10 protein-coding genes are annotated in these 10,739 nt (G+C 73.2%); 5 read left to right on the top strand and 5 right to left on the bottom strand.

Going from position 1 to position 10,739, the window contains the following annotated elements; translation table 11 throughout:
* Nucleotides 1-216 precede the first annotated feature (216 nt).
* Nucleotides 217-930: a helix-turn-helix transcriptional regulator gene (locus tag ASG23_RS12270; protein WP_056025215.1), complete on the bottom strand. Its 714-nt coding sequence runs from the start codon at nucleotides 928-930 to the stop codon at nucleotides 217-219.
* 64 nt (nucleotides 931-994) lie between these two features.
* Here ASG23_RS12270 and ASG23_RS12265 point away from each other — a divergent pair, with 64 nt between their 5' ends.
* The 5 genes from ASG23_RS12265 to ASG23_RS12245 all read left to right on the top strand — a co-directional run bounded on the left by ASG23_RS12265 (nucleotide 995) and on the right by ASG23_RS12245 (nucleotide 4,795).
* On the top strand, nucleotides 995-1,699 hold the full coding sequence (locus ASG23_RS12265) for an alpha/beta hydrolase (protein ID WP_056025212.1): 705 nt from the start codon (nucleotides 995-997) through the stop codon (nucleotides 1,697-1,699).
* A gap of 94 nt (nucleotides 1,700-1,793) precedes the next feature.
* Nucleotides 1,794-2,618 (top strand): DUF4397 domain-containing protein, encoded by an 825-nt coding sequence (locus ASG23_RS12260; protein WP_056025210.1) that lies wholly within the window; start codon nucleotides 1,794-1,796, stop codon nucleotides 2,616-2,618.
* An 8-nt stretch (nucleotides 2,619-2,626) separates the two neighbouring features.
* Nucleotides 2,627-3,355, top strand: a complete 729-nt coding sequence (locus tag ASG23_RS12255; protein ID WP_235521058.1) for a class F sortase — start codon at nucleotides 2,627-2,629, stop codon at nucleotides 3,353-3,355.
* A gap of 59 nt (nucleotides 3,356-3,414) precedes the next feature.
* The gene (locus ASG23_RS12250) at nucleotides 3,415-4,023 is read left to right on the top strand and encodes an RNA polymerase sigma factor (RefSeq protein WP_056026233.1); all 609 of its coding nucleotides are present in this window, start codon (nucleotides 3,415-3,417) and stop codon (nucleotides 4,021-4,023) included.
* Between the two features lie 7 nt (nucleotides 4,024-4,030).
* On the top strand, nucleotides 4,031-4,795 hold the full coding sequence (locus ASG23_RS12245; RefSeq protein ID WP_235521056.1) for an anti-sigma factor: 765 nt from the start codon (nucleotides 4,031-4,033) through the stop codon (nucleotides 4,793-4,795).
* Between the two features lie 43 nt (nucleotides 4,796-4,838).
* Here ASG23_RS12245 and ASG23_RS20550 read toward each other — a convergent pair whose 3' ends face one another.
* The 4 genes from ASG23_RS20550 to ASG23_RS12225 all read right to left on the bottom strand — a co-directional run bounded on the left by ASG23_RS20550 (nucleotide 4,839) and on the right by ASG23_RS12225 (nucleotide 10,730).
* Nucleotides 4,839-5,153 carry a DUF6458 family protein gene (locus ASG23_RS20550; RefSeq protein WP_235521054.1) on the bottom strand — a complete coding sequence of 105 codons (315 nt, stop codon included), beginning with the start codon at nucleotides 5,151-5,153 and terminating at the stop codon, nucleotides 4,839-4,841.
* 93 nt (nucleotides 5,154-5,246) lie between these two features.
* The gene (locus tag ASG23_RS12235) at nucleotides 5,247-7,319 is read right to left on the bottom strand and encodes a S9 family peptidase (protein ID WP_056025204.1); all 2,073 of its coding nucleotides are present in this window, start codon (nucleotides 7,317-7,319) and stop codon (nucleotides 5,247-5,249) included.
* An 83-nt stretch (nucleotides 7,320-7,402) separates the two neighbouring features.
* Nucleotides 7,403-8,356, bottom strand: a complete 954-nt coding sequence (locus tag ASG23_RS12230) for a hypothetical protein (RefSeq protein WP_235521052.1) — start codon at nucleotides 8,354-8,356, stop codon at nucleotides 7,403-7,405.
* Nucleotides 8,357-8,639: 283 nt separating this feature from the next.
* Nucleotides 8,640-10,730 (bottom strand): cytochrome c oxidase assembly protein, encoded by a 2,091-nt coding sequence (locus ASG23_RS12225; RefSeq protein ID WP_056026231.1) that lies wholly within the window; start codon nucleotides 10,728-10,730, stop codon nucleotides 8,640-8,642.
* Nucleotides 10,731-10,739: the final 9 nt, after the last annotated feature.

Here is a 10,739-nt window from a genome sequence, read left to right as displayed (position 1 = left end):
GACCTCTTTCGTGGAACAGCCCGAACGGGAACAAGGGCCGGAGGCAGGGCTGGACGCACGCGGGACTCCTTCGGCCGGCTGAGAGCGCTCTCAAGGTAGTGGCTCCGGCGAGGACGCTCCACCCCTTTCGGACATGGGCTCGAGAACATGACTGTGCGACGCGCGCGGCGGCTCAGGGTGCCGCTCTCGTCCGGAACTGCCGTTCTGCGCGGAGCGTCAGTCCGAGGGTCGCGACGACACCGGGCGGGCGTCGGGTGGCGGTTCGCCGACGTCAGCCACCGCCCGGGGGTCGTAGCGCTCGGGTGTCAGGTCTGCCCGCAGGATCCGCGCCAGACGGAACCAGCGCAGGTCCTCCCTCGACTGGCACCACGCCACCACGTACCAGCGGCCTCCCGTGCGGGCGAGCAGGGCAGGCTCGACGCGACGCCGGCTGACGGTGCCGTCCGAGCGGCGGTACTCGATCGCCAGCACCCGGTGCCGCCCGAGCGACTCCTCGACCGCACGCAGCACGTGCGGCGCCGACACCTCGGCGGCCCGGTCCGGTCGGGACCAGACGCGGCCGGACAGCTCGTCGGCTCGGGCGCGGTCGGCGGCAGGCAGCGCGTCGAGCACCTTGGCGCGTGCTGCCTCGGCGTCGGTGCCGAACGGGCTGCCCGCAGGAAGCGCCCGGACCGCGAGCGCGAGCGCGACGGCCTGCGCGGGCGTGAAGTTCACGGGCGGGAGGCCGACGGACGCGTCGAGCACGTAACCGCCGCCCAGCCCTGCCTGCGCGACCACCGGCAGCCCGGCCTGCTGCAGCGCGGAGACGTCGCGCTTGACGGTCCGCTGCGACACCTCGAACAACCGGGCGAGCCGCGTGCTCGTGGTCCCGGCGTGGCCGACGCGGCGAAGCTCCTCCGCGAGCGCGTACAAGCGGTCGGTGCGGTTCATGGCTCCATCATGGTGACACGAAGGTGACACGCCGGTGTCACCGCACCGGGTGGACCGTGGATCCATGACAACTACTCCACTGATCCTCATCCCCGGTTTCTGGCTCGGCGGCTGGGCGTGGGACGACGTCGTCGCCGCGCTGCCCGACGAGTTCGACGTCCACACACCGGACCTCCCCGGGCTCGAGCCGGGCGCGGCCCGCGGCGACATCACGCGCGCCGACCATGTGCAGGCCGTCGCCGACCTCGTCGACGGTCTCGAGGGCGACGTCGTCCTCGTCGGCCACAGCGGCGGCGGTGCGATCGTCGGTGAGGTCGTCGACAGGCGGCCCGACCGTGTGCGGCGTGCGATCTACGTCGACTCCGGCCCGCTCGAGGAGGGCGCCGCCATCGACGCCTCCGCGCCCCAGGACGCCGAGGTCCCGCTGCCCACGTGGGAGGAGTTCGCGGCTCAGGGCTCGAGCATCGAGGGCATCGACGACGAGCACCTCGCGGAGTTCCGACGTCGCGCCGTCCCGCACCCGGCCCAGGTCGTGCGAGGCGCGGTGCACGTGACCGACCCGCGGCGGTTCACCGTGCCGGCGACTGCGATCTGCACCAGCCTCTCGTCCGAGCAGCTCAAGCCGATGGCCCACGGCGGTCCGCCGTTCCACACCGAGCTGGGTGAGATCACCGACCTGACCTACGTCGACATGCCGACGGGTCACTGGCCGATGTTCTCCCGGCCCGCGGACCTGGCAGCGGTGATCGCGGAGGCCGCACGCGCGTAGTGCATCCGAGGACGGCCCGGCGGACGAAGAAGGGGTGTCACCACATCGGCCGCCCGGGGGAACCCCCGCCGGGCCAGTCCTCGAAGGACGCACCATGCGCGCACGACTGTTCTCCGGCATCGCCGCCGGCACCCTCGCCCTCGTCACGCTCGCCGCCGTCCCGGCGTCGGCAGCCGACCCCGCAAAGCTCTCCGTCCTGCACGGCGTCCCTGATCTCACCGTGGACGTCTGGGTCAACGGTGAGCGCACGCTCGACGACTTCACCCCGGGCTCGCTGGCCGGACCGCTCGACCTGCCCGCCGGCACGTACACGGTCGCGATCACCGCCTCCGACGCGGCCGACGCGAGCGCACCCGCCATCGGCCCCGTCGACCTGGCGCTCGAGGCCGGCAAGAACTACACGGCAGCCGCCCACCTGGACGCCGCAGGCACCCCGACGGCCACGCTGTTCACCAACGACATCTCCGCCACCGCCGCGGGCGAGGGCCGACTCACCGTCCGGCACGTGGCCGCAGCCCCTGGCGTCGACATCCTCGCGGGCACCACGGCCGTGATCACCAACCTCACCAACCCGAACGAGAAGGTCCTGAACCTCCCCGCCGGCACGGTGCCCGCCAGCGTGACCGCCACAGGCACCACCACGCCGGCCCTGCTCGGCCCGGCCGACGTGCCGGTCGCCGAAGGCACGAACACCATCGTCTACGCCTGGGGTAGCGCGACCGCGTCGCCCGCCACGCTCGCTCTCGCGACGCAGACCATCACCGGCCTGCACAGCAGCCCGTCCGGCGTGAGCGCCGGCGAGCTCGGCCTCGTGTCCGAGGACGGCACGTCCGCGTGGACCTTCGCGATCGTGGGCCTGGCCGTCGCCGGTCTGATCGGTGCCGGGTTCGCCCGCCGCGCCGCCACCCAGCGGAGCTGACTGTCCTCATGATCACCACGTCGCGACCCGGGAGTGCGTCCGCGCGCTCCCGGGTCTCGGCACGCGCGCTCGCGACCGTCGCCGCACTCGGCACGGCGATGAGTCTGCTGACCGCGTGCACCGGCCCGGGTCGTGACAGCGACCCCGGGCCGGCGGTCGCGGCGTCGCCGTCCTCCACGGCGGCGCCGCGGCCGACCCCCGCACCGCCGTCGGTCCCGTCGGTCTCGTCGATCCCCTCGGTCCCCGTGGTGGACGCGACGCTCGGCGCCGCGCAGACCTCCGCGACGCCGCCGCCCGTGCGGCTCGCCGTGCCGGACGTCGGGATCGACATGGCCGTCGACCCGGTCGGGGTCCGCGACGACGGCGAGATGGAGATCCCCGAGGACGCCGACCGCGCCGGGTGGTACCGGTTCGGACCCGCGCCGGCCGACCCCGCCGGAGCGACCGTGGTCGCGGCGCACGTCGACAGCGTGCAGACGGGCATCGGCCAGTTCGCCAAGCTGCTCGACGTCGGTGCCGGTGCTGCCGTGACCGTGACGACCGCCGACGGGATCCCCCACCAGTATCGCGTCGTCAGCGTCGAGAAGATCCCGAAGGACGGGGCGCCCGTGGACCAGTGGTTCGACCGGTCGGGCGCGCCGCGGCTCGTCCTCGTGACCTGCGGTGGCACGTTCCGCCGCGACATCGGGCACTATACGGACAACGTCGTCGTCACGGCCGAGCCGATCGGTGGGTAGCTGTGACTACGCTGCTGATCGCTCCCGTCGTCGGGGAGCCGACGAGGGAGGAGCCGTCCGTGAGCGCACCAGCGCCCGGGTCCGGTGACTCGTCGCGCCCGGCGCACCGGCTCGACCCGGACGGTGAGAACGTCGAGGAGCTCGGCGCCGCGTTCGCGCGTGGTGACGAGACGGCCATCGCCGAGGCCTACCGACGCTGGTCCGCGCTCGTGCACACCGTCGCGCTCCGCTCGCTCGGCAGCGTCACGGACGCCGAGGACGTGACGCAGCTGGTGTTCGTCGAGGCGTGGCGCAGCCGGGAGCGGTTCGACCCGTCGAAGTCGCGGCTCCCCGCCTGGCTGCTGGGCATCACGCGGCACGTCGTCGCGGACACCCACGAGAAGCGGTCACGCGACCGGCGGCTGCGCGACAAGTCCGTCGCCGGCGCGGCCGAACGGCCCGTGCCGTCCGTCGACACCCGGGTGGTCGACCAGGTCGTCGTCGCCGACGAGCTCGAGCGGCTCGGCGACCCGCAGCGCACGATCCTGCGGCTCGCGTTCTTCGACGACCTCACGCACGACCAGATCGCGCACAGGCTGGACCTGCCGCTCGGCACGGTCAAGAGCCATGTCCGGCGTAGTCTCGCCCGGCTGCGGACCCGATGGGAGGTGGACGGTGCCGTTCGATGAGTCTCACGTGGACGACGACCTGCTCTCGCTCCTCGCCCTCGGCGAGCCCGCCGGGACCACGGCCGACCTCGCGCACATCGAGGAGTGCGAGCGGTGCACCGACGAGCTCGCGTCCCTGACCGAGGTCGTCGCCCTCGCGCGCTCCGGTGGCGCCGACGCCGCGCTCGTCGCGCCTGCTCCGCACGTCTGGGACCGCGTCGCCGCGGAGCTCGGGCTGGCCGGCGCCGCTCCGACCTCTGCCGCTGCGCCCGACCCGCCTGTCGCACCCGTCTCGTCGACGGCGACGCCGTCCGGGGACGCCGACGCGATCGCCCCGGTCGTCCCGCTCGACTCCCGGCGCCCCCGCGCGGGGCGCTGGATCGCTGCAGCCGCCGCCGTCGGCCTGGTGGTCGGCGGTGCCGGGACATGGTGGGTCGTGACGCAGGAGGACCCGGCCACCGTGATCGCCACCGCGGTGCTCGAACCGCTGCCCGGGTGGGACGCGTCCGGGTCCGCGGTGGTGGAGACGCTGTCCGACGGGTCACGCGTCCTCGTGGTCGATCTCGCTCAGAGCGAGTCCTCCGACGACGGCTTCCGCGAGGTCTGGCTGCTGAAGCCGGACGTCAGCGGTCTGGTCAGCGTGGGCACGCTGGAGGGCGCGACCGGCCGGTTCGACCTGCCGGCCGGGCTCGATCTCGAGCAGTTCTCCGTGGTGGACGTGTCCGAGGAGCAGTTCGACGGCGACCCGGCGCACTCCGGAGACTCCATCGTGCGCGGCCCGCTGGAGGCATGAGAAACGCCCCCTCCCGCAGGAGGGGGCGTCTCGTGGTGCTCGGTCAGACGGCCGGGGGCGCTGCCGGCGGCTGCTGCTGCTGGACGGGCTGCACCGGCTGCACCGGCTGGACCTGCTGCACCGGGGCGGCGGCCGGGGCCGGCGCCGCGTTCGGCGTGGTGCGCTGCTCGACGACCGCCGTGTGGGAGGTGTTGCTGCGCTGGTTGTTGAGCACGATGGCCAGGATCAACGCGATGGCACCCGCACCCATGCAGATGTACCCGATCACCGTGAGGTTGACCCCGTCGATGGCGTCGCTGACGCCGAACGAGAGGATCGCGCCGATGACGATGAGGGCGATTCCGCCTCCGATACCCATTGTCGGTCCTTCCGTCGAGCCGGGCGTGGGTCGCTCGGCCTCGACCGGTGAGTCTGGTGCCGACCGGGCAACCCCGCACGTCGAGAGCGCTCCTTACCCCAGGATCTCGGGGTAGACCGGGGCATTCTCACCCGTCCGGGCGAGCACGTGCTCCGCCAGGAACGCCTCGACCACCTGGTACCAGACGATCGCGTGCTGCGGGCTGAGCACCCAGTGGTTCTCGTCGGGGAAGTACAGGAACCGGTGGGGTGTCTTGCCGTCCTCGTCGGCGGGCAGGCCGCTCTTGGCCAGCAGCTCGTACCAGAGGCGCAACCCCTCACCGATGGGCACCCGGTAGTCCTTGTCGCCGTGCACGACGAGCATCGGCGTGACGATCTTCTCGACGAACCGGTGCGGCGAGTTCGTCAGCGCCATCTCCAGGGTCATCTCGCGTTCCCAGTAGTAGGCCGCGTCCGTCGTCGGCCCGAACTGGTCCAGCGCCCACAGGCTGGCGTGCGTGACGATCGCCCGGAACCGGTCGGTGTGCCCCGCCACCCAGTTCGCCATGTAGCCGCCGAACGAGCCGCCCATCGCGGCCGTCCGCGTCTCGTCGATGTCGTCGCGCGCCTCGGCGGCGTCCGTGATGGCCAGCAGGTCCGTGTACGGCGCTGCGCCCCACGCCCCCCAGCCGGCCTGCACGAAGTCCTGGCCGTAGCCGGTGGACAGCGCCGGGTCGGGCAGCAGGACCGCGTAACCGCGCGCGACGAGGATCCACGGGTTCCAGCGCCACGACCACGCGTTCCAGGAGCCGAGCGGACCGCCGTGGATCCAGAGAAGCAAAGGAGCCTTGCCGTTCTCGTTCGTCGCGGTCTCCGGCAGCGCCAGCCACGCGCGAACCCGTCGGCCGTCCTCCGCGGTCGTCTCCACCTCGGTGAGCGTGCCCGGAAGCTCGGGCGTCGCGGCCGGGCTCCGCAGGGCCGTCGTCGCGCCCGTCTCCAGGTCGATCCGGACCGGGTGCGACGGCGCCTCGTACGACGTCCGCAGCGCGAACGCGACCGAGCCGTCCGGGCTCACCGACACGTCCGTGAACGTGGCGTCGTCGCTGGTCAGCCGCGTGACCGCGGCGGAGGCAAGATCGATCCGGAATACCGGACCGCGACCGTCGTCGTCCGCCGTCACGAGCACGGCCGCGCTGTCGGGCAGCCAGACCGGGTGCTGCGGCCACCGGTCCCAGCTCTCGGCGAGCGTCCGCGGCTCCCCGCCGCCCAGCGCGACCAGCTGGAGCGTGACGCGGGGAGCGTCGTGCGGCGTCGACACGGTCTCGCGCACGTAAGCCACCCACTGACCGTCCGGTGAGATCGCCGGCGACCAGAGGTCCGCGGCGGGGTCGTCGACGAGCACCCGGTGCTCCCCCGACGCCACGTCGACCGCGACCAGCCGGCCCCGCTGCGACCCGCGCGCGAGCGGCAGGTTCCAGCCGGTCACCACCGTGCGCCCGTCCGGGCTGATCGCCGCGGCCTGCTCGACCAGCGCCGACCGTGCACCCGGCGTCACGTCCGTGAGCGTGAGCCGGGGGTCCTTCGCCCCGGCCAGGGGCGCGACGACGTCGGCGCCGATGTCCGCGACGAACAGGTGCGGCGACTCCGGCCCCAGGTCGTGGTCCCAGTACCGGACCGGGTAGCCGTCGTGCAGGATCGCCTGGACCTTCCTCTCCTTGCGGGCCTTGCGCAGCTTCTCGTCCGTCTCGGCGTCGGTCGCACTCGGCAGGACGTCCGAGCTGATCAGCAGCACGTCGGTGTCGCGAGCCACCTGCACCCCGCCCAGCCCTGCCGCGCGGTCCGCGACAACGCGCGCCTCCGCACCGTCCCGAGGCATCAGCCACAGCGCCGGGACGGGCTCGTCGTCGTCCTCCTTGCCGTCCGGGTCCGGCCGCGCGCTGGTGAACAGCAGGTCCCCGTTCTGCGTGAACGCGGCGCTGGCCTCCCCCTTGGCGCTGCGGGTCAGCCGCCGGGCGGGCTTCTCCCCGGTTGGGTCCACCTCCCACAGGGCGGTCACGAACTTGGTCGACTTGGCATCGAGCGTCGCCACGCTCGTCACCAACCGCGTCCCGTCCGGCGACAGCACCAACCCGCTCACCCGAGGAATCGCGATGTACTGATCGAGCTCATGAAAGGGCGTAGAAGTCATGCGCTCCGTCCTACCACCCGTTGCTGGGCGGTGTCCCGATGGCGAACCCGACACGGATGCCGTTCCGGAGCCCGTGACGGCATTCATGTCAGGTTCGACCGCTCGGTGTACCGGTTGAGGGCTGTGCGGACCGTTGACGGGACGATCGCGCGCGTGGACAGGTCTGTCGCTGTGAAGCGGAGGATGTCGACGCGGCCCGAGCTCACCAGGGCGTTCTGGCGGCTGCGGTCGCGCAGGAGTGCGTCCGGTCGTTCGTGGAACTCGCGACCGTCGATCTCCGCGATCAGCCACCGCCCGTGCGGCAGACGCCAGCCCAGGTCTCCGCGCCCGAGCAGGTGCCCGCGTGAAGAGCGGATCTCCACCTGCAGGTCGTCCGGCGGCACGCCCGCGTCGACGCACTCGAGCCGCGCGAAAGTCTCCAGGGGCGACTCGGCTCGCCGATCCACCAGATGCCACGAGGCGGCCAGCCCCGCCGCTCCGCGCCGACCGCGCACGCGCTCACGGACGACCTCGAAGGTCGCGTCGGTCAGCAGTCCGCGCTGCAGAACGCTGTCCAGCACGGCCACCGCGTGCGCGCGAGGGAGCTCCGGGAGTGCCTGCACCAGTGCGGGGACGAGAGCCGCGATCGTGCGGTCGCCGTACCGGAACGACTCGAACCGCCCGAAGGTGCGCACGCGGACGTCCGCGCGGTGTCGACCCGCGGAGCCACCAGGCAGGGCGATCTCCGGCCGGATGTCCAGTGGCAGCCCCTCCACACCGTGCAGCGCCAGCGCGCACGCCCCGACGGCGATCGCACCCGGGCCGAGCGCCAGCATGCCGAGCCATGCCGCCCGGCGTCGCCGATGGTCGGCGTCGTAGCGCCGGTCGCGACCAGGTTCGACGTCGAGCACGCCCCTGGTGGGATGTTCCAGGACGCCGTCCCGGACGAGCCGACCGCGCCGCGCGGCACCCACCCCGGCACGGTCGCACTGGCCGGCCGACACCAGCCCTTCCTGCCGGCGCGCCAGCGTCATCAAGGACAGGGGCGGAAGCTGCACGCGACGCACAGCTCCATCTCAAGCGTCCGTCGCCGCCGCCGAGCCCCCCGCGCCGTTGCTGGTGGACCACCGCGTGCGTCGATGGGCTGTGGGCGCCTCACGTTGCGCCTGCCCGGGCCAGACTCACCGCCGAACCCGACGTGGCTGCGGGCGCGCCACCCACCACACCTCCCCCGACGCGACAGGCGCGTGGGTGGTGGCGAACCCGACATGGATGCCGTTCTGCGTGCCACGACGGCACCCATGTCGGGTTCGGCGGCGGAGGCGGGCCGCGGACGATCGATCAGGCGGGTGGGTGGGTGTCGCGGTCGGCCAGGTTGGCCAGCATCGCGTTGTACTCGTCCAGCTCCACGTCGCCGTCGCGGTCGACCTGGCGGTCGCGGCGGCGGGCGGTGCGGTCGTCATCGCGGGACCACGCGAGCGCGACGCCGACCGCCAGGGCCAGGGTCGGGATCTCGCCGATGCCCCACGTGATCGCGCCGCCGAGCTGCTGGTCGGCGATCGCGGACGGCCCCCAGGGGCGGCCCATGAGGCCGAACCAGTCGGCGACCAGCAGCACGTCGCCGGACACCAGGGTCACGCCGAAGAACGCGTGGAACACCATCGTCGCGAACAGGAGCAGCAGACGCTGCGGGTAGGGCAGCCGCTTGGGCCCGGGGTCGATGCCGACGAGAGCGTTCACGAACAGGTACCCGGCGGCGGTGAAGTGCACGACCATCGCGAGGTGCCCGACGGGGCTGCGCAGCGACCACTCGAACAGACCCGAGTAGTAGAAGAGCAGCATCGAGCCGATGAAGTTCACGGCGGCGACCACGGGGTGCGCGAGGAAGTGGCCGACGTGGCTGTCGACGATCGTGAGGATCCACTCGCGGGGGCCGCGGGAGTCGTCGTCGCGCAGCTGGGTCGAGCGGACCGGCAGGGCGCGCAGCGCGAGGGTGATCGGCGCCGAGAGCGCGAGGAACAGCGGGACGACCATCGCGAGCACCATGTGCTGGACCATGTGCGCGCTGAACAGGACGTGCCCGTAGAGGGCGGGTCCGCCGTTGGTGGCCCAGAAGAACAGGACCATGCCGACGGTCCACGACGCCGCGCGCGCCATCGACCACGAGTCGCCGCGGCGACGCAGCCGCAGCACCCACCGCCAGTACACGACGAGCCCGGCGACGGCCGCGGACGCGAGCACCAGGTCCCAGCGCCACTCGGTGACCCAGAGCAGCCCGCTCGGTTCGGGCGGAAGGGGGTGCCCGGTGAGCTGGTAGGCCGGGGACGGGTCGACGGGCGGCTCCTCCGGCACGGGCGGCGCAGTCTCCCCGAGCGCAACGGCCACCCCGGAGACGGCCCCCATGACGGTCAGCTCGACGAGGACCAGGCGCCAGAACAGCCAGTCGGTGGTGCGTGTCGCCAGCTGCGGCAGGACCGTGCGCCGGTGCGCGAGGCCGAGCAGCCCGAGGACGCCGAACAGGGCGACCTTGGCCAGCAGCAGCAGGCCGTAGGTGGTCGTCAGGTCGCTCCAGCCGGTGGTGCGCAGCAGACCGTTGACCAGCCCCGAGGCGGCGACGGCGACGAAGCACCAGCCGGCGATGACCGAGTACCGCGCGGCGGACGCGGACAGGTCGGTGCCCACCCGCCGGACCAGCAGGGCGAGGGCCGTGAGCGCGCCGATCCAGATCGCGGCGCCGACCAGGTGGACCACCATCGAGGAGGTCGCGATGTCGTGCCCCGAGGCGCCGGCGGCGTGCCCGAGCTGCGCCTGCTGCCAGAGCGCCACGAGCACGATCGCGGCCGTCCAGGCGGCGCCCGTCGGCGTGGTGACCACGAGCGCGAGCGCGGTGACGACCGCCGCGACCGTGGTGATCAGCAGCAACGTCCGCCCGAGGTCGATCTGCGTGACGAAGGCGCCGAGCTCCGCGCCGAACGACGCCGAGTCCAGAGGCCGGCCGGCGACGTTCGCGTACGTGAGCACCAGGTGCACGATCGACAGGAGCGTCCAGGCGCCTGCGGCGAACCCGGCAAGCAGCGTGCTGCGCGGGTACGCCCGCCCGTCGGTCGTGCCGACGCCCGCACGAGCGGTGCGGGTCGACGCGACGGCGGCTCGGCGGGGCAGCACACACACGGCCAGGACGAGCAGGCCGAGCGTCACCGACCCCGCAAGCTCGGTGAGCACCTCCGTCGCGGGCAGGCCCCAGCGCACGGCTGCGCCGGGGTCACGCAACAGCGCCGGCAGCGCGGCGCCCGAGAACGCGATTCCGAGCAACGCGGCGGCGACGGCGGCGAGCACCAGAGCGAGCACACGCCAGGGGCTCGGGGGTCGACGCGCGTCGACCCCCGGCCCACCGGCACCTGCGCGGCCGGCGCTCGTCACCGGCGCAGTCATCAGACCAGC

The organism is Cellulomonas sp. Leaf395 (genome assembly GCF_001424125.1).
Taxonomy (GTDB): domain Bacteria; phylum Actinomycetota; class Actinomycetes; order Actinomycetales; family Cellulomonadaceae; genus Cellulomonas.
The sequence above is the reverse complement of the archived record's forward strand: the minus strand, read 5'-3'. Positions and strand labels throughout refer to the sequence as shown.

Coding starts and splice junctions, on each gene's coding strand:
- ASG23_RS12270 (WP_056025215.1), bottom strand. CDS start 930: ATGAACCGCACCGACCGCTTGTACGCGCTCGCGGAGGAGCTTCGCCGC.
- ASG23_RS12265 (WP_056025212.1), top strand. CDS start 995: ATGACAACTACTCCACTGATCCTCATCCCCGGTTTCTGGCTCGGCGGC.
- ASG23_RS12260 (WP_056025210.1), top strand. CDS start 1,794: ATGCGCGCACGACTGTTCTCCGGCATCGCCGCCGGCACCCTCGCCCTC.
- ASG23_RS12255 (WP_235521058.1), top strand. CDS start 2,627: ATGATCACCACGTCGCGACCCGGGAGTGCGTCCGCGCGCTCCCGGGTC.
- ASG23_RS20550 (WP_235521054.1), bottom strand. CDS start 5,153: ATGGGTATCGGAGGCGGAATCGCCCTCATCGTCATCGGCGCGATCCTC.
- ASG23_RS12235 (WP_056025204.1), bottom strand. CDS start 7,319: ATGACTTCTACGCCCTTTCATGAGCTCGATCAGTACATCGCGATTCCT.
- ASG23_RS12225 (WP_056026231.1), bottom strand. CDS start 10,730: ATGACTGCGCCGGTGACGAGCGCCGGCCGCGCAGGTGCCGGTGGGCCG.